Below are 24,504 nucleotides of genomic sequence, written 5' to 3'. Positions count from 1 at the left end.
TCAGGCTCCGATAGCCGCGGCAAGCAGGCCGTCGTAGCGATTCTGGGCGCGCAGGATGACGTCGCACACTTCGCGCACCGCGCCTTCACCGCCGCGTTTGGCAGTAGCGAAATGCACGCGGTTCAGCACTTCCTCATGCGCGTTGGCGGGCGCCGCCGCGAAACCGCACAGCCGCATCACCGCGAGATCGGGCCAGTCGTCGCCCATGTAACCGCATTCGGTTGCCGCGATACCCGTGGTTTGCAGCAATTCGGCCAGCGCGACGGTTTTGTCGGCGACGCCCTGGTGCAGGTGCGTAATGCCCAGCTCACGTGCCCGTGCCGCGACAATGCCGGAGTTGCGCCCGGTGATGATCGCCGTCTGCACACCCACCGCTTGCAGCATCTTTACGCCGTGGCCGTCGAGTGAATTGAAGGACTTCATGGCGTCGCCGTCAGCGGTGAAAAACAGGCTGCCGTCGGTGAACACGCCGTCGATGTCGAAAATCATCAGCTTGACGCGGCTCGCGCGGTCGTTTGCGCCGTCGGGCGTGACAGGCTTGTTCGACATCAGATTACCTTCTTGGAAAAGAGGTCGTGCATGTTCAGGGCGCCGATCAGGATCGCGTTTTCATCGACGACCAGCATCTGGTTGATGCGATAACGCTCCATCAGTTCCACTGCTTCCACCGCGAGATGGTCCGGACCGATCGTACGCGGATTACGCGTCATGACATCGATCAGCGGCAGCGCGCGGAAATCGCCGTCGCGCTGAAGGATCCGGCGCAGGTCGCCGTCCGTGAAGATGCCTTCCACATGACGCTTTTCGTTGACCACGGCCGTCATGCCCATGCGCTTAGCGGTGATCTGGAAGAGGGCGTCGGAGACGGTGGCGTCAAGCGGCACTTCCGGTATCTCCGGCCCGACACGCATCACGTCACGCACGTAAGTAAGCAGGCGCCGCCCGAGTGCGCCCCCCGGATGCGAGCGCGCGAAGTCGTCGGGGCCGAAACCGCGGGCGTCGAGCACGGCGACCGCGAGCGCGTCGCTCAACGCGAGCACGGCGGTTGTACTGGCTGTTGGCGAGAGATTCATCGGGCAGGCTTCTTTGTCGACGTGCGCATTCAGGTGCACGTCGGCCAGTTTCGCGAGGCTTGATTCAGGCCGCCCGGTGATGGCGATCAATTTTGCCCCGAGCCGCTTGATGATGGGCAGAATGGCAATGAGTTCCGAGGTTTCGCCCGAGTTCGACAGGGCGATGAACACATCGTCCGCGGTCACCATGCCGAGGTCGCCGTGGCTCGCTTCGGCCGGATGAACAAAGAAGCCGGGCGTGCCGGTGCTCGCGAGCGTAGCCGCGAATTTGCGGGCGATATGCCCGGATTTGCCGATACCCGATACCACCACGCGGCCCTTGCATCCGAGCAGGAATTCGACGGCGCCGGTGAAGTTGTCGTCGAGTTGTGCGGACAGGCCGCGCACAGCGTCGGCTTCAATTTCGAGCACGGTGCGAGCCAGCGCGAGTGCCCGGTCGCCATTGATTTTCGCTATCATGCGCGAAGTATAACAAAGGCATCTTTGCGCCGCGCCGGACACGGGGCGGCTTTCAGCCGCTCATCCGCCCCCGAAAGGCCGTGTGTTTTGTTGCGTGCAGCGCTTGCACGCGTTAAAAAACACAAGATCCGGATGCGCTCATCGAGCCGCCATCCGCCGACAAACGAGGACGCTAGACGGATGACTTCCCCGCTTGAAATGACGTTGCTGTTGCTGCTGTGTTCAGTGGCAGGGGTCGTCGTATTCCGCTTTTTCAACCTGCCGCCCATGTTGGGTTACCTGGCGGTAGGGATCATTGTCGGACCTCACGCTGCCGGCATCGCGCCGGATAGCGACCGCGCGCAGCATCTGGCCGAATTCGGCGTTGTGTTCCTGATGTTTTCGATCGGGCTGGAGTTTTCGTTATCGAAATTGCGTTCGATGCGACGGATTGTGTTCGGCCTCGGCGCCAGCCAGGTGGCCGGGACAGTTGCGATCGCGCTGTTGTTCGGGTGGATCGCGAACTTCTGGACGGACATGTCGTGGGAAGCGAGCATCGCGCTGGGCGGCGCGTTGTCGATGTCCTCTACCGCCATCGTTTCAAAAATGCTGGCCGAGCGGCTCGAACTGGAGTCCGAGCATGGCCGCAATATCTTCGGCGTGCTGCTGTTCCAGGACCTGGCGGTGGTGCCGCTGTTGATCATCATCGCCGCGTTCGGCAACGGCAATTCGAAGGAGCTGGCGTTCTGGCTTGTGCTCGCAGCGGTCAAGATCGTGGTGGCGCTGACGGTGCTGCTGTTCATCGGCCAGAAGTTCATGACGCGCTGGTTCAACATTGTTGCGCGCCGGCGTTCGCAAGAACTGTTCATGCTGAACCTGCTGCTGGTCACGCTCGGCGCGGCGTTCATTACCGATAAGTTCGGCCTTTCGCTCGCACTCGGCGCATTTATCGCGGGCATGCTGATCGCCGAAACGCCTTACCGGCATCAGGTGGAAGAGGACATCAAGCCGTTCCGCGATGTACTGCTCGGCCTGTTTTTCGTGACCACGGGCATGCTGCTCAATCCGCGCGTGATCTGGGAACATCCGTTTCTCGTGGCGTCGTTTTTCTTCCTGCCGATCCTGCTGAAAGCAGTGATGATCACTGGCCTCGCGCGGCTGTTCGGTTCGCCGCCGGGCGTGGCGATGCGCACCGGCCTCAACCTTGCCCAGGCAGGTGAATTCGGTTTCGTGCTGCTGAACCTGATCCTCGACAAGCACCTGGTCGAACCGGTGCTGCTGCAAGCCATCCTTTCGTCCATGCTGCTTTCCATGCTGGCCGCGCCGTTCATCATCCAGAACGCCGACCGGATCGTGCTGCGGCTGTCATCCACGGAATGGTTGCGGCAGTCGTTGCAGATGACGCGCATTGCGACGCAAAGCATCAAGCAGAGCGGCCACGTGATCATTTGCGGCTACGGCCGTGCGGGGCAGAACCTGGCGCGGATGCTGGAGCATGAAGGGTTGTCGTACGTCGCGCTCGACCTGGACCCGGACCGTGTCTCATCGGCTGCGGCGGCGGGCGAAAGCGTGGTGTACGGCGATGCGGGGCGGCGGGAGGCGCTGGTTGCGGCCGGCATCCATCGCGCAGCCACCATTGCGATCACCTTCGCGAACACGCCTTCCGCGTTGCGCGTGCTGCACAGCATCCACGAACTCGAGCCCACGTTGCCCACCATCGTGCGTACGGTCGACGACGCCGATCTGGAAAAGCTGATTGCATCCGGCGCGACGGAGGTAATTCCGGAGATCGTGGAGGGCAGTTTGATGCTGGCGTCGCATACGCTGGTGCTGATGGGCGTGCCGATGCGGCGCGTGGTCCGGCGCGTGGAGGAAATGCGCGACGAGCGTTACAGCATGCTGCGGGGTTATTTTCACGGCGCGGATGAGGACGACGACGAGCGGCGCGAGCAGGTCCGGCTACAATCGGTTCCCGTCGATGAAAACGCTGACGCGGTCGGCCGTACGCTCGACGAGCTTGGGCTGGTGGGCGACGGGGTGGAAGTGACCGCAATCCGCCGGCACGGCATTCGGGGCGTGGAGCCCGATCCCGACACCAAGTTGCGTGCGAGCGACATCGTGGTGCTGCGCGGTTTGCCCGAAGCGCTGCAGCAGGCGGAAGAGCGGCTGTCGCGCAATCGCCGTGCGGGCGCGGTAGCCTGACGTTTTCCAGGAGACATCAATCATGTCTGAGTTCCCAGTGCACTCGGTGCCCAATCCTGCCAGTTTTGTCCGGGAGCGGATTCGCACTGTGCCGGACTGGCCGCAGCCCGGTGTGCAGTTCCGCGATATCACGCCGGTTTTGCAGGATCGGCGAGCGCTGCGTACGCTGATTGATCTGCTGGTGCAGCGCTATATAGATGCGCGGATCGATACGATTGCCGGGCTTGATGCGCGTGGTTTTATCATCGGGCCGATCCTGGCTTACGAATTGAGCCTGGGTTTCGTGCCTATCCGCAAGAAGGGCAAGTTGCCATTCAGGACGTTCTCGCAGTCCTATGAACTTGAATATGGCAGCGCAACCGTCGAAATTCACGAGGACGCCTGCAAGCCGGGCGAGCGGGTGGTGCTCGTTGACGACCTGATTGCAACGGGCGGTACGATGATGGCCGGCAAGATGTTGCTCGAACGGCTCGGCGCGGTGGTAGTCGAGGGGGCGGCGATTATCGATTTGCCGGAGCTTGGCGGCTCGAAACTTCTGCGCGAAGCGGGTTTGCCGCTTTATACGGTTTGCGAGTTCAGCGGCCACTAATTTCTCCGAATTCTCTGACCTATGCCTAATTTCCTTTTGTTCCTCGCGGCTTCCATTGCCATTACCGCAGCACCCGGTCCGGACAATCTCCAGGTGCTTGCACGGGGTATTTCCCAGGGCCGTGCGGCCGGGCTGGTCGCCGCGCTTGGATTTGCCGCTGGCATCTCATTTCATACGACGCTCGCCGCGCTTGGCGTGGCGGCGTTGCTCAAGTCTTCCCCAATGGCCTTTGAAGCGGTCAAGCTGGCCGGCGCGGCTTATCTGGTCTGGATTGGCATCAAGGCGATCCGTAGCAAGGGTTTGTCGACTGCGCATGAGCGGCCCAGCCAGCCGCTGGCGGTGGTGTTTCGGCAAAGCGTGATCGGCAATTTGCTGAATCCGAAAGTGACGCTGTTTTTTATTGTGTTCCTGCCGCAGTTCGTCAATCCGCATGGCGCACAGAGCGTCATGTTGCAGATGTTTGAACTCGGCGGCGTGTTCATGTTGCAGACGGTGGTGGTGTTTTCGGTTTTTGGCGTTGCCGCCGGAATGATCGGGGCTTATCTGAAGCGGCGTCCGAAGGTCGGGGTGTGGCTTGACCGGCTGGCCGGGGCGACGTTTATCGGGCTGGGGATTCGCGTGGCGCTGAAGGATTAAGGGCGCTTTCGTTCATACCTGCTGTGAACGAAACGCCCTGTACAATTTCCGGCTTTCCGTCGTCGCCGGAGCCCCTCATGAGCTTGCCTGCCATCGTCGCCGCGCGTCATTTCGATGCTTCGGCGCACCTGCCGTTTTACATCGACCGGGAACGGGTCGGCTGGATTCGCCGCACCGACGCGCCCGCGCTGCACTCATGGCCGGACGTGTTTCATATCGATCAAACGGCGATCCACCTCGCCAATACTTTCTCCGATCTCAACGCGCGCAGCGCCGCGCTTGGCGCGGTCATCGGCATGCTGGCCGCTGACGGTCGCATCCCCGGCTGGCGCAACGAAACCTACGCAATCCGCAATGCCTTCGACGCCGAGCCGCTTGCGTTCATCGAGCGAGCCGCATCGCGATTCTTCGGCACAATGACGTACGCGGTCCATCTGAACGGCATTGTCGAAGAGCCGGGCCGCGCGCCCAAACTCTGGATCGCCAGGCGCAGCGAAACCAAGGCGACCGATCCCGGCATGCTCGATAACGTGGTGGCAGGCGGTATCGGCTGGGGGATGGGGATCGAGGAAACGCTCGTGAAAGAGTGCTGGGAAGAAGCGGGCATGCAGCCGGAGCTCGCCGCCAACGCCGTGCGCGGGCGCGAATTCTACGTGCTGCAATCGCTGCCTGAAGGCACTCAGGCAGAGTTGATCTATGTTTTCGACGTGGCCTTGCCTGCCGATTTCGCGCCGCGCAATCAGGATGGCGAAGTGGGCGAACACCGGCTTGCGCGCATTGATGAAGTCGCGCGATGGATCGAAGAAGGCGCAATGACGGTCGATGCGAGTCTGGCCACCCTGGATTGCCTGCTGCGCCGTAAGTGGATAGACGAAGAAGCGTGCGAGGGCATGCAGGCGATTTATTTACTGCCGACGGTTTGAATACGCGGTGAACACATGTTGGACGTGCTTTGAAACATCTCAGAGGAGTATCGGTTCATGTCGACCGAACATAGTTTTATCTTGAAGTTGTCGTGTCCGGATCGTCCCGGCATAGTGCATGCCGTGTCCGGATTCCTGTTCGACCTCGGCAGCAATATTCTCGATTCCGCGCAATTCGGTGACAGTCACACCGGCGAATTTTTCATGCGCGTGCACTTCCAGCAGGTCGGCGGCGACCCCGGTCTCGCCGCGTTGCGCACATCGTTCGGCACGCTCGCCGATGAATTCGGCATGAAGTGGGAGCTGCACGATGCGTCGGTGAAACCGCGCGTGATGATCATGGTGTCGAAGATCGGGCATTGCCTGAACGACCTGCTGTTCCGATATCGCACCGGCCAGCTCGGGATCGAGATTCCGGCGATTGTTTCGAATCATCGGGATTTTTATCAGCTTGCCGCCAGTTATGACGTGCCGTTTCATCATCTGCCGTTGATAGCGTCCACGCCCGAAGGGAAGGCTTCGCAGGAAGCGCGGGTGCTGGAAATTGTCGATCAGCACAAGGTCGATCTCGTCGTGCTCGCGCGTTATATGCAGATTTTGTCGCCGGAGATGTGCGCAGCGCTCAATGGCCGGGCCATCAATATTCACCACTCGTTCCTGCCGAGCTTCAAGGGCGCCAAGCCTTATTACCAGGCGTTCGATCGCGGCGTTAAGTTGATTGGTGCTACTGCGCATTACGTGACGACGGACCTTGATGAAGGGCCGATCATCGAGCAGGAGGTGGAGCGCGTGGACCACAGCATGGCGCCGGATCAGTTGACGGCGATCGGTCGTGACGTGGAATGCGTGACACTCGCGCGCGCGGTACGGTGGCACGTGGAGCACCGGGTCGTGCTGAACGGAAGCAAGACGGTGGTATTCAAGTAGAGGGCGTTCGCGCTTGTTGAGGGGCGCTGTGTTGCCGGTGGTTCCAGGCTAATCCCGGCACCGCCGCTGCTTACCCCTCCACCGGCGCGAGCAAAAATCCAGCGGTCAAACCAGCCGCAAATAAACCAGCTCGCGCTTGAGATAAGCATAAAAAATCGGCGCGGCAATGACGCCGGGCAGCCCGAAAGCGGCTTCCATCGCAAGCATGGCCAGCAGCAATTCCCAGGCGCGGGCCTCGATCTGGCCACCAATGATCCGCGCATTCAAAAAGTATTCGAGTTTGTGAATGATGATCAGGAAGGCCAGCGAAGCCACGGCCGTCCCGAACGACACCGACAATGAAATCCCCACAATGATCGCGTTCGAAATCAGGTTCCCGATCACCGGCAACAGCCCGACGATAAACGTCACCATCACCAGCGTCTTCGACAGCGGCAACTGCTCGTGAAACACTGGTAGCGCGACGAGCAAATACAACGCCGTGAACGTGGCGTTGATCGCGGAAATTTTGACTTGTGCGAAAACGATCCGGCGAAACGCCTCCGAGAAACGCGTCACGCGCATCACGAGAGCCGTGGAAAGCGGCAGCCGATGTGTTGTCCGCGGCACCCCCACCGCGATAATCGCGCCCACGATCATGCCGATCAGCACATGTCCGAAACCGCGCGCCGCGTCTTTCCCGCCCTGCTGCAACATGGCGGCGTGCTTTTGCATCAGCTCGGTTGCCTTGTCCTTCATCTGCTCTGCATCGACAGGAAGGTAGTCCGCGATCCACTCGGGCACCTGCAAGCGGGCGTGCGAGGTGAGCATCATCAACTGATCGAGAAGTTTCTGGACGCTTGGAACATCACGCTGAAAATGATCGATGAGCAAGATCGTCGTGCCCGCCAGCCCTCCCACGATCACCGCCGCCACGATCACGACCGCGACCCAGCGCGCCCGTCCGCTCGTCATGGTTTTTTCGATCAGGGGTGCGATGGCGTGCACGAGCTGGTACACGAGCATTCCCGCCAGGAGCGCGCCGAGCAACTGCAAATGCAGCACGAGGAAGAGACCGGCGAACGCGGCGATATAGCTGCCAATCTCCACAGCCGACAACTTCGGCATGCTCATATCGCTCGTCAGCCGCACGGGCCGGACAGCTGGCCTCTCTTCGGCCGCTTCGTTGCGCTTTGCCATGAATCCTTCAGTCTCCTGCCGCTAACGGTTTGTGGATGGCCGCAGCCCGGACGGCGCGGCGCATGGACGCGGTGCGGGCGAATCATCTGTCAGGCGGCCGATCTCGGCCTCTGCAGCAAAGGCGCAAGATACCGGCCGGTAAAACTGGCCTTCGATTGTGCGACGTGCTCCGGCGTCCCCTGCGCGATGATCTGGCCGCCGCCGGCGCCGCCTTCCGGACCGAGGTCGATGACCCAGTCCGCAGTTTTTATTACATCGAGATTATGCTCGATGATTACGACAGTATTACCTTGATCTCGCAGCCGGTGAATCACTTCGAGCAGCAGCGCGATGTCGTGGAAGTGCAGGCCGGTAGTCGGTTCGTCGAGAATGTACAGAGTCCGACCCGTATCGCGCTTGCTCAGTTCCAGCGAAAGCTTGACGCGCTGCGCCTCGCCGCCGGACAGCGTAGTCGCCGACTGGCCGAGCCGGATATACCCGAGACCCACGTCGAGCAAGGTTTTCAGCTTGCGCGCCACAATAGGCACGGGTTTGAAGAATTCGTACGCCACTTCCACCGTGAGGTCGAGCACCTCGTGGATGTTCTTGCCCTTGTACTGGACGTCGAGCGTCTCGCGGTTGTAGCGCTTGCCGTGACAGACGTCGCACGGCACGTAGACGTCAGGCAAAAAGTGCATTTCGACCTTGAGCACGCCGTCGCCCTGGCACGCTTCGCAGCGCCCGCCCTTGACGTTGAACGAGAAGCGGCCGGGATCGTAGCCCCGTTCCTTGGACGCCGGCACGCCCGCGAACAACTCGCGGATCGGCGTAAAGAGGCCGGTGTAGGTCGCCGGATTCGAGCGCGGCGTGCGGCCGATCGGCGATTGATCGACGTTGATCACCTTGTCGAAGTGTTCCAGCCCTTCAATTGCCTCGTAAGGCGCGGGTTCGGCGGACGAACCGTACAGATGCTGGGAGACGGCGTGGTATAGCGTGTCGTTGATGAGCGTGGACTTGCCCGAGCCGGATACGCCCGTCACGCAGGTCAGCAATCCGACCGGCAGATCGAGCGATACGTGCTTCAGGTTGTTGCCGTAGGCCTCGATGATTCGCAGCCGCCGTTCGTCGGGCGGCGTGCGGTCGGTTGAGTAGCTGATACTCCGTTTGCCGGACAAATACTGTCCGGTCATTGAATTCGGGTCGTTCTCGACATGCTTCGCCGTACCTTGCGAGACAATCTCGCCGCCGTGCACGCCTGCGCCCGGCCCCATGTCGACCACGTAGTCGGCCATGCGGATCATGTCTTCGTCGTGTTCGACCACGATCACCGAATTGCCGATGTCGCGTAAGTGCTTGAGCGTGGCAATGAGCCGGTCGTTATCGCGCTGATGCAAGCCGATAGACGGTTCGTCGAGCACGTACATTACGCCCGTCAGGCCCGAACCAATCTGCGATGCCAGCCGGATACGCTGCGCCTCGCCGCCGGAGAGCGTCTCGGCGCTGCGTTCCAGTGACAGATAATCGAGCCCGACGTTGTTCAGGAACGTGAGCCGCGCGACGATTTCCTTGATGACCCGATCGGCGATCTCGCCCTTCGCGCCGTCCAGGCGCAGCGTATGAAAGTAGCCGAGCGTCTCGCGCAGCGGCCAGCCGCTCACCTCAAAAATGGCTCGCGCGTTCTCGCCCGTGCCGAGTTTGACGTTGCGCGCTTCGGTTCGCAGCCGCGTGCCTTCGCATGCCGGGCACGCCTGGTTGTTCTGGTACTTCGCCAGTTCCTCGCGGACCGCCGCCGAATCCGTTTCCTTGTAGCGGCGTTCCAGACTCGGAATGATCCCTTCGAACACGTGTTCGCGGACCGTCGTGCGGCCGCGCTCGTTAATGTACGAGAACGGAATGACCTCTTTGCCGGATCCGAACAGCAGGATCTTGCGCACCTTTTCGGGCAGATCCTCGAAGGCGCCGTCGATATCGAATTCGTAGAACGACGCCAGGCTTTGCAGCATCTGGAAATAAAACTGGTTGCGCCGGTCCCATCCTTTCACCGCGCCCGCCGCGAGCGACAGCGACGGATGCGCGACCACCCGCTTCGGGTCGAAGAACGTAATCTGGCCGAGGCCATCGCATTCGGGGCACGCACCCATGGGATTGTTGAACGAGAACAGGCGCGGCTCGAGTTCCTGCAGCGAGTAGGAGCAGATCGGGCAAGCGAATTTCGAGCTGTACAGATGCTCTTTCTCGGAATCCATTTCGAGCGCGATCGCTCGGCCATCGGCGAGACGCAGCGCTGTTTCGAACGATTCCGCCAGCCGCTGCTTCATGTCCGGCCGCACTTTCAACCGGTCGATAACGACATCGATAGTGTGTTTGTCGTTCTTCTTCAACTTGGGCAGCGACTCGATTTCGTAGATTTTCGCGACACCCTCGTTCGCCGTGCCCCCGCCCGAACGCACGCGAAACCGGATGAAACCCTGCGCCTGCATGGCTTCGAACAATTCGAGATGTTCGCCCTTGCGATCCGCCACCACGGGCGCGAGGATCATCAGCTTGGTTTCCTCGGGCATGGCGAGCGCGGCGTCGACCATTTGCGACACGCTTTGCGCTTCGAGCGGAATGTGGTGGTCCGGGCAGTGCGGCGTACCGACGCGGGCAAACAGCAGGCGCAGGTAGTCGTGAATCTCGGTGACGGTGCCGACAGTGGAGCGCGGATTGTGAGAAGTCGCTTTCTGCTCGATGGAAATTGCCGGCGACAATCCTTCGATCAGGTCCACGTCCGGTTTTTCCATCAACTGCAGGAATTGACGCGCGTAGGCGGACAGACTTTCGACGTAGCGGCGCTGGCCTTCTGCGTAGAGCGTGTCGAACGCGAGCGACGATTTCCCCGAACCGGACAAGCCCGTAATCACGATCAGCTTGTGACGCGGCAAGTCGAGACTGATGTTCTTAAGGTTGTGGGTACGAGCCCCACGAATACGAATTTCTTCCATGAACCGGGCGGAAAGTAAGGGGGCTAAACCTGCTACTATAACGACTTTTCGAGGGCGCGTTGCCCGCGCTCATCGGCGTCAATCAAGCGTGCGGCGGGGTTGCGAAGGGTATTGGCGGATTATTCATGCCGCGTCCGGGTGACATTCGAAGGACTTTTGCGTGCCGTCCAGACGCAGGGCAGATCCGGACGCAAGGCGGGTCCAGACGCTTCAGCCACCCGTCTCATTCAGCCACCCGTCTCATATAGTGCCGTTCCGGGCAACCACAAGGCGGCCGTGCTTGAGTTCCGCGTCCGCGCGCACGGCCAGACGCGTTTCCACATTACCTCGTCCCGATGTCCAATCCGTCTGCTACGTCCACACGTTTGAGCGCGCCAGAGTTGCGTGCGACCGTGTCGCTTGCCGCAATCTTCGCGCTGCGCATGCTCGGTCTCTTCATGATCATGCCGGTGTTTTCCATTTACGCGAAAACCATTCCCGGCGGCGACAACGTGCTGCTCGTCGGCATCGCGCTCGGCGCTTACGGCGTGACGCAATCCCTGCTGTACATCTTTTATGGCTGGGTGTCCGACAAGCTCGGACGCAAGCCGGTCATCGCGTTCGGCCTGGTCGTGTTTGCCATTGGCAGCTTCGTGGCGGCGGTCGGCCATTCCATGACCTGGATTATCGTCGGACGTGTGATCCAGGGCATGGGGGCGGTATCGTCGGCGGTGATCGCGTTTATCGCCGACCTGACTACGGAAGAAAACCGCACGAAAGCCATGGCCATGGTGGGCGCGAGCATCGGCGTCTCGTTCGCGGTGGCCATTGTCGGCGCGCCAATTGTGTTCGAGTGGGTCGGCATGAGCGGACTGTTCACGCTGATCGGCTTTTTATCGATACTCGCCGTCGGCGTGGTGATCTGGGTCGTCCCGAACGCACCCATGCCGCCTGTGCACGTGAAAGCGCCGTTCGCCGAGGTGCTGCATAACGTGGAATTGCTGCGTCTGAACTTCGGCGTGCTCGTTTTGCACGCTACGCAAACCGCGCTGTTTCTCGTCGTGCCGCGCATTCTGGAAGCGGGCGGCTTGCCGGTCGCCGCCCATTGGAAAGTCTATTTACCTGTGATGGGCCTTGCGTTCGTCATGATGGTGCCGGCCATCATTGCCGCGGAGAAGCGCGGGAAAATGAAGGCTGTGATGGTCAGCGCCATAGGTCTTATCCTGATTGGCCAGTTGTTACTCGGCGCCGCTCCGCATACCCTGTGGGCAGTGGCCGCGGTTTTGTTCGTGTACTTCCTGGGCTTCAACGTGCTGGAAGCGTCACAACCGTCGCTCGTCTCCAAACTCGCGCCTGGCACGAGAAAGGGTGCGGCGGCAGGCGTCTACAACACAACGCAGTCAATCGGCCTTGCCATTGGCGGGGTGATCGGCGGCTGGCTGTTGAAGGTAGACGGGCAAAGCGCTGTATTTTTCGCGTGCTCAGGGTTGGTTTTTGCATGGCTGATCGTGGCGGCGAACATGAAACCGCCGCCGCAGAAAGTCCGGCGCACGGTTTAAGCGGTTTTAGTTTCCAGGTGGGTGCATTTCGCCGCGTTGGCGAAATCTTGCCGTAGCGTAGTGCATGAGGTTTGCGGATTTTGCAGCTCTTGCTGGACAGGTCGACTACCACCGCGTGTCGCGCGGCGAGCGCACCGCATCAGATCACATTGAATTGAATCAACAGGAGAAATCATGGCATCCGTCAATAAAGTCATTCTCGTCGGAAATCTGGGAGCCGATCCGGAAACCCGCTATCTGCCGAGCGGCGACGCCGTGGCCAACATCCGTCTTGCCACCACCGATCGCTTCAAGGACAAAACGTCCGGCGAGATGAAGGAGCTGACGGAATGGCATCGCGTGTCGTTTTTCGGCCGGCTGGCCGAAATCGTTAACGAGTACCTGAAGAAGGGCTCGTCGGTGTATATCGAGGGCCGGATCCGTACGCGCAAGTACACCGACCAGGCTGGTGTGGAAAAGTATGCGACGGAGATCGTTGCTGAGCAGATGCAGATGCTGGGCGGACGCAGCGGTGCAGGCGGTGGTGGTGGCGATGAAGGCTACAGCCGTGCCCCGGCCGAGCGCAGCAGTGGCGGCGCGAGCCGCGGCGGTGCTGCGGCTGCGGGCGGACGTCCTGCGGGCGGCAACGCCGGCGGCGCAAGCCGTCCGAGTGCACCGGCGGGTGGCGGCTTCGACGAAATGGACGACGATATTCCATTTTGATTGGCGCCCACGCAGTTTTGATTTGACGCAAAAAGCCCGCCTCGTGCGGGCTTTTTGCATGTGCGCACCTCGCGGAGGAGATTGGTTCGCTGCTACCGCCTCTGCTCAATTTGCAGGGGATGGCGTGGCTCGACTAGCGGACCGGGCCCATAGGCGTTGCAATTGCGCCACGTAACGTTGTTTCAGCACGCGTCCGTCGAAAAAAATAAAACCAAGAAAAAACGCCCGATGTGACGGACAGGGGTGTCTTCGATCATTCCGGATTTGGCCTCTATTTTCGACGGGAAACGGCTGGTGGCCTCTTCGTCCCTCAGCTAAAGGACAAGCAGACCCCTTGTCTTGTCTTTCCATGACGAATTTCCATAAATCATCACGACCGTTCCCCCTTTAAGTCGGTACACATTGCCGTCCTCTGGAGATTGCTTATTTCGAAACGAATTGGATAAACGTTTCGAATCAAGCGGAATAGGACAATTCGTATTGAATCGTCAGCCAGTTGAAAACTACTCTGACCCACGTTGAATTGCGCGATACAGCCTGCCGGCCATAAGCCGTGCATTGCAGGCACGCAAGCCACGCAAGAGAGCTCCGACCCGAGCGGCAATAAGACAGACGAGTCTTGGAAGTAACACGCGGTGCAGCAGGAACATTGAGAGTGATCCTATATAGAGAGACCTATCGCCGTGTTCTTATGTGCAACGGCGTATTACTCAATTGATCGTTGCCAGTTGGCGCGGATTCAACCTGAAGTGCAAACAAAAAAACTGAGAGGCAGTACTGAAACTGCGAATCGTTCTCGCAGACGATCATCCGTTCGTTTTGCTCGGCATTCGAGCGACGTCCAGCATGGATGAGAACCTGGAAGTCGTAGCCGAGGCTGCGAGCGCCGCGGAGCTGCTGAGACTGCTGTTGTACACGCCGTGCGACGTGCTCGTAACTGACTTCGCAATGCCCGAGCAAGGCTTGCAGGCGGAAGACGGCTTGCGGCTGATCAAACGATTGCGCCGGGACTGGCCGGCCATCCGCATTGTCGTGCTCACGAGCATGGCAATGTCGCGATCCTCCGTTCAATTCTGGCCGCCGGCGCAATGAGCCTGCTCAACAAGGTCGAGTCCATGGACGAACTTGCGGCCGCGGTGAAGTTTGCAGGAGTTGGACGTCGCTACCTGAGCACCTCGATTGTGTCGGCTCTGGCAGTGGCCGGCGCTGAAACCGACGCGCTCGGAGATGGCCCGAGGCTTTCGCCCCGGGAAATCGAAGTCGTGCGTATGTTTGCGAGCGGATTGTCGATCACCGAGATCGCGCGCTTCATGAAGCGCGACGCCATGAGCAAGCTCGGCGTGCAGAATGACCCGGGATTGTTCGCGTTCGCGCGTGCGCATGGACTGACGTGATGACACAGATTGCGAAATGCTTTCGGACGCATCTTATGTCGATGACGGTCCGGATCAACGATCCTTCAGCGGGCTGGGCAAGCGCTGGCAAATTGAACCCCGCCGCGAGCGGACGCATCACTTGGGCGAATTTCAGGTTAGAAGAGGTTAGTAAATGATTGGGTTCACTCAACGAATCAGATTGGCGGTAGCGGACGATCATCCATTAGTTGTTCTTGCCATCGAGCGACTGATTGCCAATGTGCAAAACATAGAAATTGTGTTTCGCGCACAGGATTCAACCGAGCTGGTCGAAGCGCTCGAGGAGCAGCCGTGCGATGTCGTCATCATGGATTTTAATATGCCGGGCGGCGGGTATGGTGATGGCATCGACCTGATCAAATACATCGTCGAACATCATCCGCAGGCGGCAATCGTCGCTTTATCAATGACAACCGATGCCGACCTGATCGCGCGTGCGCTCGACGCGGGCGCCAACGGGCGATTCCACGGCGCGTTTCAACAACTGTGAGCTGAATGGCTGTTATGCATTGACACCGGCATTGTCACTTGGCGCCGCCTATACCTACACCGAGGTGAAGGGTTACACGCCGGGTCCGAACAACAACGACCACATGAAGTACCATCAGTTCGGCCTGCAGACGGACTACGCTTTGTCCAAGCGCACGGACATCTATGCTGAAGGCGCGGTGCAACTTGCCAAGCAGGGTGCCGAAGCGCAAGTCTATGGCACGATTAACGTCTCGGCCCATGGCAACCAGGTAGTGGTATCAACAGGTCTGCGCCACCGCTTCTAAATTGCTGAAAGTCTGACGTAGTAACGAAAGTAGTAGTGAAAAGGCGCCGTGAGGCGCCTTTTCACATTTCCGGTCGCGCATCGACTCGGGGTTCGTGCGCGCAGGCTGGACACTAAAAAATGCACTACCATGGCGCGTCGATGAGCCTGTGCTTATTACTCTCGTCCTTCGTGGCGGAAAGCAGATGACTCGTCCATTCGTCGGTCACCGGGAGAGTGCAAACATGTTCACGAGATTCAGTCTGCGTAACAGCGTGTTGAGTTTGAGCGTGGTGTTGATGTCGTCCGTAACATCATTGGCGTCGAGCATGGCGTTCGCCGATACCGTTGCGTTGCAGGCGAACCTGCAACCATCGAGTGAAGTGCCGCCTCGCGTGAGCAAGGGGCATGGGGTGCTGAAAGCCACCTTCGACACCACGACCAAGACGCTGCAGTGGACCGTGACATACGCCGATTTGTCTGGCCCGGCGACCATGGCCCATTTCCACGGCCCCGCGCCCGTGGGCCAGAACGCGAAGGTGCAGGTTGCTGTCGGCAAGGACGCGCTCCCCAGTCCCATCAGCGGACAGGCCACGCTTTCCGAGCAACAGTCCACGGACCTGTTGGCCGGCCAGTACTATTTCAATATCCATACCGAGAAGAACCCGACCGGAGAGATCCGCGGACAAGTCATGCCGGCAAACTGAAGCCGCTTGGCTGACCGAGCACTTTTGTGACACGCGGCTTGCCCAGGGATCTTATGATCGACGGGTCCCCCAATGAGGAGCTGCGATGAGTTGGCAAAGTGCGCTGGCGTGCTGGGTTTTACGGCGCTGGACGCGTCCCGAGACGGCCAAGCCGCGAATTGATGTCGCGCGCGCACGCGCGATGGCGTCCGAACGCGTGTGGTCGCCGAAGGTACCCGCTGGCTGGCATCTCGTTCAGCGGTACGGTCCGCACGATGCGCCCTTGTGCGGAGAGTGGCTGACGCCGGAGCAACCTTCCGGCATCACGATCCTCTATCTGCATGGAGGTGGGTATTACTTCTGCTCGCCCGCGACTCACCGCGGGATCGTTTTCCCGCTGGCCCGGCGCTCAGGCGCGCGAACCTTTTCCCTCGACTACCGGCTCGCACCCGAGCATCCGTTTCCTGCGGCGCTGTACGACGCGCTGGCGGCATACAGAACGCTTCTCGCCGATGGCGTGTTACCCGAGCGCCTGGTGATAGCAGGGGACTCGGCCGGTGGCGGCCTCGCGCTGGCTACGCTGCTCGCTTTGCGCGACGCCGGCGATCCGCTTCCTGCCGGCGCTGTAGCCTTTTCGCCGTGGACGGATCTGGCGGCGACCGGCGCGTCGATCACGACCAACGAGGGCCGCGATCCCATGTTCCACGGCAGTGCGTTTGCACCGGCCGGTAAGCTCTATGCAGGAGAAACCGACATACGTCATCCGTACGTATCGCCGTTATATGGGCGGTTCGAAGGATTGCCGCCGTTGCTTATCCAGATAGGCGATACCGAAGTGCTCCTCGACGACTCCACGCGTGTGGCGGAGAAAGCCCGCGTGGCGGGCGTGCGCGTCGAACTCAACATCTTGCCGAAGATGCCGCACGTTTTTCAGATGTTCGCGCCGTTCGTGCCGGAGGCGAACCGGGCGCTGGAGCAGGCAGCGAGGTTCGTGCGCCGGGTGACGGCGCTGCAGGCTGCGGAAACCTCCTAGACGAGCGCAGCGTCACTTGCCGCTCGCTATATCGATGGTCTGGAAAGCGCGCTCGACGGCCAGTTGGCCATATTGGCGCTCCAGCCGGCGCACGGTGAAATGTCCGTGCGCCGTTTGCTGGAAGTGATCGATGAACACCGTGTTGATCATGGCGCCAAGCACTGCGCCAATTGCGGGAATCGACTTGGCGGCGACTTGTTCGCTCACCTGCACCGAGAACCTCGACGCGACGGTCTGCAAAAACTTGAGCAATGCGGTCGAACCGTGTCCGCTCAAGCCCTTCGCGGCAAGTTCGCTTGTTGCCTTCGATACCGACTGCGCCAGGGTTCCACGCACGATGAAATAGCCAATATCCGCGCTGTCGTCGCTCGAACTCGGGCCGCCCATGCCGAGCACCATCAGGCATTGCAACTGGGTGTCGATCAGATGCACGTCTTCGCCCTCGCTGCGCGCAATGTCGCAGATTGACCGAAACATCAGCGTGGTGGTGACCGGCAATTCGATCGGCAATGCAAACAACCCAAACGCGCCGCCTGCCGCACCCGTCGTCGCGACGGCCAGCTTGTGCATCAGGTTGTGCGGTTTTTCCGGCGGCAGAACCACGCCGTCGACAGTGCTTTTACTCAGCGTGCGCAGCGCGAGCTGCAGGCATTTCTTCAGCGCGGCTTGAGTCGCCTCGTCGATTTTTTCCTGCGCAACGTTCGGCATTTTCGCCATCATCTTTTCGATGGGCGAGCCCACCACGCTGGCAAGTTTCATCGTGAGCGAAGGGCTTTCCAGCGCTTCCTTGGCGCGGCGCAGCGAGGCGAGATCTTCCTGCGAGAGGGGCGAAGCGGCAATTGGCGTCGGTTCCATGGCGAATTTCTAAAAGGTTGAGAAGGCGTCCGGCCTTGGATTAGAGCCTTTCACCGTGCTATGATTCACATTCTGTTGACCAGTCAATCATTGCGGTATCAAAAAATGGCCGTTCATACTGCCGCGCACCACTCAGCGGGACAAGTGCTCCCGTTTCGCGAATCGCTCATGGCGATGTTAGGCGTCTGTTTCGTGACCATGCTGGTCGCGCTCGATCAAACCGTGGTCGGCACGGCGTTGCCTACCATCGTCGCCGAACTCAGAGGGTTCGATCTTTACGCGTGGGTCGCCACGTCCTACTTGCTCACGTCGGTCATCACCGTGCCTATTTTCGGCCGGCTCGGCGACTATTACGGGCGCAAACCGTTCGTGATCGCGTCCATTGTCGTGTTCACGGTCGCATCCGCGCTTTGCGGCCTCGCCAACAACATGCTGTTCCTCGTGCTCGCGCGCGGCCTCCAGGGAATTGGCGGCGGCATGCTGGTAGGCACTGCGTTTGCCTGCATCGCCGATCTGTTTCCCGACTCTGTCGTGCGGCTCCGGTGGCAGGTCATGATGAGTTCGGCGTTCGGTATTGCAAACGCGGTCGGGCCATCGCTTGGCGGGATTCTGACCCAATACTACGGCTGGCGCTCCGTGTTCTACGTGAATCTGCCAGTCGGCCTGCTGTCGGTGTTTTTCGTCTGGCGTTTCCTGCCGCATCTTCGGCACGTCAAGCACGAAGGCAAGATGCGTCTTGACTGGCAAGGCGCGGGCCTGATCGCGATTGCGCTGGGTTCGCTGCAATTGTTCGTCGAAATGTTGCCGAAGCATGGGCTCTCGGCCGAGTCGCTGATGCTGCTGCTCGCGAGCGTTGCGTCCGGCTATGGGCTCTGGAAGTGGGAACGGCGCTGTGATTACGCCATTCTTCCCGTCGATATGTTCCGCAACAAGAGCCTGTCCGCGCTGTTCACGCTGGCGATTCTCGGCGGTTTCACCATGTTTTCGCTGCTGTTCTACGCGCCTTTGCTGTTTCAAGGCGGTTTTGGGATGTCGCCGAAAGACGCTGGTCTGATGATCACGCCGCTGGTTGTGTTCATTACGATCGGCAGTATCGTGAACGGCCGGATCGTGACGCGCGTGAAGAATCCCAATGCGATGCTGTTCATTGGTTTCGCGCTGCTCGCGGTGGCGTGTCTCGGCGTGGTGATCGCCACCCGCTCGATGCCGCGTCCGCTGTTGATGATGTTCATGGTGCTGGGCGGAATGGGGCTGGGTTTTGTCATGCCGAACCTGACCGTGTTCGCGCAACTGACGGCCGGGCGCGAGCATCTGGGGATTGCGACGGCGCTGCTGCAGTCGCTGCGCATGATTGGCGGGATGATAGGCACGGCGTTGACCGGTACGCTGATCAGTCATCTGTACGCAAGCGGCGTGCAGCTTTCACTCGATAAAGACAACGCCAGCCACTGGTTCGGCGACCTGAGCGATCCGCAGATCCTGATCAATCATGACGCGCAAGCCACGTTGTTGTCGCAACTCGCGACCGCCGGCCATAACGGCGCAATGCTGCTTGAATCGGCACGCGAGTCGCTGGTTGCGGCAATTCACATTGGTCTGGCGGTGGCGGCGGTTGTCGCGGTGCTGTCCGTGTGGCAAGCGCGCCGTGTACCACCGATTCGCCTGAAGGGCGCGAAGATTGAACCGACAATAGTGGCCGAATGAGCTCGATGACAGAAAGCAAGCCCGTGCAGAGCGCCACGGGCACGAACGACGCGCAAACGCGCACCACTGAAGCAACCAGTATCAAAGCAGTCAGCCGGGAACCAATCAGCATGGACGAAACGGAACGTATCGCCTTCATACAGCAGTTCGGACGCACTTATCGCGCGTTCATGCAGGCGTTCGAATCGCAGGTCGGCCATCCAATGCCGCGCTGGCGCATCTTGCTCGCGCTGCACGATCACGCGGGCGAGTTGTCGCAGAAGCGGTTGGTCGAGCGGCTGCGCGTGGATCCGGGCGCGCTCACGCGGCAGTTGAAGACGCTGGAGGCGCTGGGCTGGATTGCGCGCAGCGTCGACCAGCGTGACAACAGGGTCTCGAACGTGATTCTCACGGATGCGGGTCGCGCCGTGACTGAAGCCGGTATGCCACGCCGCAACGAGTTTCTTCACGAGACGCTGTCCACGCTTCCGGATGATGCTGTCACGGCACTTTCCGACGCGCTGCGCGCGCTGGAGCAGCGGATTCAGGAAGTTGCCGCCGGAACAGCTGCCGAGGTGAGCGGCACCGACAGCGCCGCTCTTCCTGACGAAGCCTAGAACGACGTCTCGATCACTTCCTTCACGCGATATTTTGTATCGACGACCAGGATCTGGCGCCATTTGTCGAACGTGAGGCAGGGGTGCGAGATGTCGAACGCGATCATGTCGCCCACCTTGATGTCGTCGCCCGGCCTGATCCGCAGGTACGCGTGCTGGTCCATCATGCCGAAGATTTCCCAGCCTTCATCGCTCTTGATGTCACGCGGCCATTGCGTGCCGGGGCGGAAGTGGCGAGCGGGTTCGGGCATGCCGGCGTCGAAAGCGGCATCGCGTTTTCCCAAGCCGATGATCACGCGATCCGGCTCCGGAATCGACTGCACATAGGCCCACAATTGCAGCGCCGGCTTCAACCCTTCGCCCATCTTCTTCGCGATCGGGTTACGGGCAAAAATCTCGTTCTGCGCCTTCTTGTACACGCCCACGTCGTGCGTTAGATAGCAGCCCGGGCGCAGGATCACCTCGATTGCATCGCTATTCGCTTTCGCGAATTCATCGGCAACAACGTCGTACCACGCCGATCCCGCGCCCGAGAGTATCGCCGGCTTGCGTGCGATCTTGCCCTCGGCGACAAGCGCCCGCGTCACGTCCACCGCGTTCTGTAGAAACGCCCGTACCTTCGATTCGTCCTGCAGCACGCCCTCATACAGTTCGACGCCGGTGAGCTTCACGGCATTGGGCCAGCGTACAATGGCCGCCAGCACTGCGTCGCGCTGCGCGTCGTCGCGAATCCCGGTGCGCCCGCCTGCCACGCCCAGTTCCAGCAGCACGTTCACCTGCTTGTTCACATCGCTGAAAAACGCGCCGAGCTGATCGACGTTGTCTGCCGAATCCACGAGGCAATGGAACTCGAAACCCGGGTCGGTGAGCAGTTCCGCGATCATGCCCATGTTGCGTTTGCCGACCAGCTGGTTCGCCATCAGCACGCGATACACGCCGCCGCGATAAGCCGCCCGCACCTGATGCGCGGTGGCCAGCGTAATGCCCCACGCGCCGGTCTCAAGCTGGCGGCGAAACAATTGCGGCGCCATGGTCGTCTTGCCGTGCGGCGCGAGCTTGACGCCGTATTCGGCCACGAAGGCCTGCATCCACTTCAGGTTGTGCTCGATCCGGTCCGCGTACAGCACGGCGGCCGGCAGGCTCACGTCTTCGTCCAGCAGGTTCCAGTCAAGGCGCGCGGCATCCGCCAGATGGACGCTTACACCCGGCACCATGCCCAGACCCTTGCCAAAAGGGTCGATTGTCGCGCTTTGATAGTTTGTAACTTTCATGTGCTGCTACTCCATCGTTCGTTTGTATAGAGTCAGGGGCTTGTACGGCTGTGTTCGATTCAATATCGAGATTGACGCGATAATGGTACAGAAAGTACGATGCGCAAGACATTGTTATTTAGTACCAAGCCTGGATCAAAGGGTCTCAATGAACGTTTCGTCCGAACCGCCCGCTTTCGATATCGTCGCCCGGATTGCCGAGCGTGCGCCCGAATTGCGCTCGGCGGAACGGAAGGTCGCGGCGCTCATTCTCGACGATTTGACCGGTGCTTCGCGCGCCAGCATCGGTGCGCTCGCAAAAAAAGCCGAGGTCAGCATTGCCACCGTGACGCGTTTTGCGAAGGCGGTGGGATGCCAGGACGTGCGCGAACTCAAATTGCGGCTGGCTCAGGCTGCGGCGGTCGGCCAGCGCTTCCTGCGCGGCGGTTCGTACGACGAAACCGGCGCCGACGATCCCGCCGATTCACTCGCCGCCCGTATTTTCGACGATATTCAGACCACGCTCGCCCACAATCGCGGCGCGTTGCGCGCGGCGCCGATTGCCGCGGCCGCCGACGCGCTTGCCGATGCGCGAATGATCTACGTGTTCGGCATGGGCGGTGGCTCGACCGCTTTAGCCGATGAAATGCGTTTCCGCCTGGTTCGACTGGGGCGGCCGGTGGCGTCGTATCAGGACGGTCTGCTTCAGCGGATGGTCGCCGCGACGCTCTCGCGCGAGCATGTGGTGGTGGCGTTATCGGTGACGGGGCAGACGCAGGAGATGGTCGAAAGCTGCAGGATCGCGCGGGAGTATGGCGCGCGCGTGATTGCGCTGACCGCGCCCGCGTCGCCGCTCGCACAACTGGCCGACTGGCTGATCCCGATCATCGCGAACGAGACCGATTTTATCTACAAGCCGTCGACCTCCCGCTACGCCATGTTGATGGCGCTCGACCTGCTTGTGACCGAACTTGCCGTGAAGCAGGGCGAGACGAGCCGCGAGCTTTTGCGGCGCATGAAACACGCGCTGGATGTTTATCGCGGCGGCGGTGTGGACGAGCGTCAGCCGTTGGGCGATTGACTGGTCTTCCAGACAAACGCGCGAATTTTCAGGGGATTACTCATGGCATCGGATAGAGAGCACGTCGATACGCTGATCAAAGGCGCAAGGCTGATCGACGGAACGGGCGCGCCGGCGGTTCAGCGCGATGTGGCGGTGAAGGATGGCCGGATTGTCGCGATCGGCGAACTGAGCGGCTGGACGGCGGAGAACGTGGTGGAGGCGGAGGGGCGCGTGCTGGCGCCGGGTTTTATCGATGTCCATACGCACGACGACACGCACGTCATCCGTTCGCCGCAGATGCTGCCGAAGATATCGCAGGGCGTGACGACGGTGATTGTCGGCAATTGCGGCATCAGCGCGTCGCCGGTGACGCTGAAGGGCGAGCCGCCCGATCCGATGAACCTGCTCGGCGCGTTCGATGACTTTCAGTATCCGACCTTTGCCGCCTATGTCGATGCGGTGAACCACGCGCGCCCGGCCGTGAATGTGGGCGCCTTGATCGGGCACACGGCGTTGCGCAACAACCATATGGACCGGCTGGATCGCGGGGCTTCTGCGCAGGAGATCGACAGCATGCGCGCGCAGTTGGAAGAAGCGCTGGCGCATGGTGCGCTCGGGTTGAGCAGCGGTCTCGCTTACGGTTCGGCATTTAGTGCGCCGCCGGAAGAAGTGATGGCGCTGGCCGAGCCTTTGGCCCACGCCGGCGGGTTGTACACCACGCACATGCGCACTGAATTCGACGCCATTCTCGACGCAATGGACGAGGCGTATCAGGTCGGCAAGCACGCGCGCGTTCCCGTCGTGATCTCGCATTTGAAGTGCGCGGGGCCATCGAACTGGGGGCGCAGCACGGAGGTCTTGAAGTCGCTCGAGAAGGTGCGCGACGGGCAGCCGGTGGGATGCGATTGTTATCCGTACAACCGGAGTTCATCGACGCTCGATTTGAAGCAGGTGACCGGCGATATCGAGATCACGATCACGTGGTCGGAGCCGCACCCGGAGATGGCAGGGAAGTTGATTTCCGAAATTGCGGCGGAGTGGGGCGTGACGCAGCAGGAGGCGGGCAAGCGCTTGCGGCCGGCGGGCGCGGTTTATCACAACATGTCGGAAGACGACGTGCGGCGGATCTTGTCGCATCCGGCGACGATGGTCGGTTCCGACGGCCTGCCGAATGATCCGCTGCCGCATCCGCGGTTGTGGGGCGCATTTCCGCGCGTGTTGGGGCACTACGCGCGTGATACGTCGCTGGTGCCGCTCGAGGAAGCGGTGCGCAAGATGACGGGGTTATCGGCGCGACGGTTCGGGTTGTCGGAGCGTGGTCAGATCCAGGTGGGGTATCACGCGGATCTGGTGCTATTCGATGCCGACAAGGTCATCGATACCGCCACGTTCGCCGAGCCTCGGCAGACGGCGGACGGTATCGACGCGGTTTGGGTGAATGGCGTGCTTTCGTATCTCGACGGCGCCGTGACGGGCTTGAGGGCAGGACATTTTGTGGCGCGTGGCGGGGGTTCCAGACTCGATGCGCTCGGGCATTTTTGATTAACGTTGAGGATTTGAAATGAAGCGATATGGCGTGGAAGGTGGAAAGGGGCAAGGCGGTGCAGTGATGCCGTTTTCGCGGGCGGTGGAAGCGGATGGCTGGCTTTATGTCTCAGGCCAGACGCCGATGGAAAATGGCGAAGTGATCGAGGGCGGGATTGTGGCCCAATCGCATAAGGCGATTCAGAATGTTTTCGCGATTTTGAAAGAAGCCGGATATGGCGCGGAGCATGTGGTTCGATGCGGCGTATGGCTCGACGATCCGCGCGACTTTGCGTCGTTCAACAAGGTGTTCAAGGAGTACTTTGGCGAGCATCCGCCGGCACGCGCTTGCGTGGTTTCGTCGATGGTGATCGATTGCAAGGTCGAAGTGGATTGCGTGGCTTATAAGAAGGCCGGAGCCTAAGTGCGTTGATTTTGTTCGCGCGGACGGTAT

At 60.7% G+C, this 24,504-nt stretch carries 24 protein-coding genes; 18 read left to right on the top strand and 6 right to left on the bottom strand.

Translation table 11 applies throughout. From position 1 onward, the window contains the following. Both ABH944_RS01235 and kdsD read right to left on the bottom strand, forming a co-directional pair. Nucleotides 1-549, bottom strand: coding sequence for a KdsC family phosphatase (locus ABH944_RS01235; protein ID WP_404604020.1), 549 nt, complete (start codon nt 547-549; stop codon nt 1-3). Next, on the bottom strand, nt 549-1,532 hold the full coding sequence (gene kdsD / locus ABH944_RS01230) for an arabinose 5-phosphate isomerase KdsD (RefSeq protein WP_062090346.1): 984 nt from the start codon (nt 1,530-1,532) through the stop codon (nt 549-551). The genes ABH944_RS01235 and kdsD overlap by 1 nt, the downstream gene beginning before the upstream one ends. 180 nt (nt 1,533-1,712) lie before the next feature. Here kdsD and ABH944_RS01225 point away from each other — a divergent pair, with 180 nt between their 5' ends. From ABH944_RS01225 to purU, 5 genes are all read left to right on the top strand, one after another. Beyond that, the gene (locus tag ABH944_RS01225) at nt 1,713-3,713 is read left to right on the top strand and encodes a monovalent cation:proton antiporter family protein (RefSeq protein ID WP_404604019.1); all 2,001 of its coding nucleotides are present in this window, start codon (nt 1,713-1,715) and stop codon (nt 3,711-3,713) included. 22 nt (nt 3,714-3,735) lie between these two features. Beyond that, nucleotides 3,736-4,302, top strand: a complete 567-nt coding sequence (locus ABH944_RS01220) for an adenine phosphoribosyltransferase (RefSeq protein ID WP_404604018.1) — start codon at nt 3,736-3,738, stop codon at nt 4,300-4,302. 21 nt (nt 4,303-4,323) lie between these two features. Beyond that, entirely contained in the window at nt 4,324-4,938 is a 615-nt protein-coding gene (locus ABH944_RS01215) for a LysE family translocator (RefSeq protein ID WP_097260797.1), read from the top strand. 77 nt (nt 4,939-5,015) lie between these two features. Then, the gene (locus ABH944_RS01210) at nt 5,016-5,861 is read left to right on the top strand and encodes an NUDIX hydrolase (protein ID WP_404604017.1); all 846 of its coding nucleotides are present in this window, start codon (nt 5,016-5,018) and stop codon (nt 5,859-5,861) included. A 57-nt stretch (nt 5,862-5,918) separates the two neighbouring features. After that, a complete protein-coding gene (gene purU / locus ABH944_RS01205; RefSeq protein WP_404604016.1) occupies nt 5,919-6,788 on the top strand; it encodes a formyltetrahydrofolate deformylase in 870 nt (289 codons plus the stop codon). Between the two features lie 105 nt (nt 6,789-6,893). On the opposite strand, the gene ABH944_RS01200 is transcribed toward purU, so the two are convergent. Together ABH944_RS01200 and uvrA are read right to left on the bottom strand one after the other, a co-directional pair. Beyond that, entirely contained in the window at nt 6,894-7,967 is a 1,074-nt protein-coding gene (locus tag ABH944_RS01200) for an AI-2E family transporter (RefSeq protein WP_404604015.1), read from the bottom strand. Nucleotides 7,968-8,056: 89 nt separating this feature from the next. After that, nucleotides 8,057-10,930: an excinuclease ABC subunit UvrA gene (gene uvrA, locus ABH944_RS01195; protein ID WP_404604014.1), complete on the bottom strand. Its 2,874-nt coding sequence runs from the start codon at nt 10,928-10,930 to the stop codon at nt 8,057-8,059. 335 nt (nt 10,931-11,265) lie between these two features. Here uvrA and ABH944_RS01190 point away from each other — a divergent pair, with 335 nt between their 5' ends. The 8 genes from ABH944_RS01190 to ABH944_RS01155 all read left to right on the top strand — a co-directional run bounded on the left by ABH944_RS01190 (nt 11,266) and on the right by ABH944_RS01155 (nt 17,058). Further along, nucleotides 11,266-12,468 carry an MFS transporter gene (locus ABH944_RS01190; protein ID WP_404604013.1) on the top strand — a complete coding sequence of 401 codons (1,203 nt, stop codon included), beginning with the start codon at nt 11,266-11,268 and terminating at the stop codon, nt 12,466-12,468. Between the two features lie 174 nt (nt 12,469-12,642). Next, complete coding sequence (locus ABH944_RS01185; RefSeq protein ID WP_404604012.1) at nt 12,643-13,170, top strand: single-stranded DNA-binding protein; 528 nt, start codon at nt 12,643-12,645, stop codon at nt 13,168-13,170. Nucleotides 13,171-14,016: 846 nt separating this feature from the next. Then, complete coding sequence (locus tag ABH944_RS01180; RefSeq protein WP_404604011.1) at nt 14,017-14,262, top strand: response regulator transcription factor; 246 nt, start codon at nt 14,017-14,019, stop codon at nt 14,260-14,262. Then, nucleotides 14,259-14,564 (top strand): response regulator transcription factor, encoded by a 306-nt coding sequence (locus tag ABH944_RS01175; RefSeq protein WP_404604010.1) that lies wholly within the window; start codon nt 14,259-14,261, stop codon nt 14,562-14,564. The genes ABH944_RS01180 and ABH944_RS01175 overlap by 4 nt, the downstream gene beginning before the upstream one ends. Before the next feature lie 181 nt (nt 14,565-14,745). Beyond that, nucleotides 14,746-15,075, top strand: coding sequence for a response regulator (locus ABH944_RS01170; RefSeq protein WP_404604009.1), 330 nt, complete (start codon nt 14,746-14,748; stop codon nt 15,073-15,075). A gap of 31 nt (nt 15,076-15,106) precedes the next feature. After that, entirely contained in the window at nt 15,107-15,361 is a 255-nt protein-coding gene (locus ABH944_RS01165; RefSeq protein WP_404604008.1) for a porin family protein, read from the top strand. 277 nt (nt 15,362-15,638) lie between these two features. Next, the gene (locus tag ABH944_RS01160; RefSeq protein ID WP_404604269.1) at nt 15,639-16,046 is read left to right on the top strand and encodes a CHRD domain-containing protein; all 408 of its coding nucleotides are present in this window, start codon (nt 15,639-15,641) and stop codon (nt 16,044-16,046) included. Between the two features lie 85 nt (nt 16,047-16,131). Continuing rightward, entirely contained in the window at nt 16,132-17,058 is a 927-nt protein-coding gene (locus ABH944_RS01155) for an alpha/beta hydrolase (RefSeq protein WP_404604007.1), read from the top strand. Nucleotides 17,059-17,070: 12 nt separating this feature from the next. On the opposite strand, the gene ABH944_RS01150 is transcribed toward ABH944_RS01155, so the two are convergent. Beyond that, nucleotides 17,071-17,913, bottom strand: coding sequence for an EcsC family protein (locus tag ABH944_RS01150; protein WP_404604006.1), 843 nt, complete (start codon nt 17,911-17,913; stop codon nt 17,071-17,073). 105 nt (nt 17,914-18,018) lie between these two features. Between ABH944_RS01150 and ABH944_RS01145 the strand changes: the two genes are divergently transcribed. Both ABH944_RS01145 and ABH944_RS01140 read left to right on the top strand, forming a co-directional pair. Beyond that, complete coding sequence (locus ABH944_RS01145) at nt 18,019-19,617, top strand: MDR family MFS transporter (protein WP_404604005.1); 1,599 nt, start codon at nt 18,019-18,021, stop codon at nt 19,615-19,617. A gap of 110 nt (nt 19,618-19,727) precedes the next feature. Then, entirely contained in the window at nt 19,728-20,213 is a 486-nt protein-coding gene (locus tag ABH944_RS01140) for a MarR family winged helix-turn-helix transcriptional regulator (RefSeq protein ID WP_097265791.1), read from the top strand. On the opposite strand, the gene ABH944_RS01135 is transcribed toward ABH944_RS01140, so the two are convergent. Further along, nucleotides 20,210-21,484, bottom strand: a complete 1,275-nt coding sequence (locus ABH944_RS01135) for an amino acid deaminase (RefSeq protein WP_404604004.1) — start codon at nt 21,482-21,484, stop codon at nt 20,210-20,212. The genes ABH944_RS01140 and ABH944_RS01135 overlap by 4 nt on opposite strands. Nucleotides 21,485-21,632: 148 nt before the next feature. Here ABH944_RS01135 and ABH944_RS01130 point away from each other — a divergent pair, with 148 nt between their 5' ends. The 3 genes from ABH944_RS01130 to ABH944_RS01120 are packed head-to-tail and all read left to right on the top strand — an operon-like array spanning nt 21,633 to nt 24,474. After that, complete coding sequence (locus tag ABH944_RS01130) at nt 21,633-22,544, top strand: MurR/RpiR family transcriptional regulator (RefSeq protein ID WP_404604003.1); 912 nt, start codon at nt 21,633-21,635, stop codon at nt 22,542-22,544. Nucleotides 22,545-22,586: 42 nt separating this feature from the next. After that, on the top strand, nt 22,587-24,068 hold the full coding sequence (locus tag ABH944_RS01125; protein ID WP_404604002.1) for an N-acyl-D-amino-acid deacylase family protein: 1,482 nt from the start codon (nt 22,587-22,589) through the stop codon (nt 24,066-24,068). Nucleotides 24,069-24,087: 19 nt separating this feature from the next. Further along, the gene (locus ABH944_RS01120; RefSeq protein ID WP_062090327.1) at nt 24,088-24,474 is read left to right on the top strand and encodes a RidA family protein; all 387 of its coding nucleotides are present in this window, start codon (nt 24,088-24,090) and stop codon (nt 24,472-24,474) included. Nucleotides 24,475-24,504: the final 30 nt, after the last annotated feature.

The organism is Caballeronia udeis (assembly GCF_044909315.1).
Classification (GTDB): Bacteria; Pseudomonadota; Gammaproteobacteria; order Burkholderiales; family Burkholderiaceae; genus Caballeronia; species Caballeronia udeis_A.
This window is presented reverse-complemented; position numbering and strand designations above follow the sequence as displayed.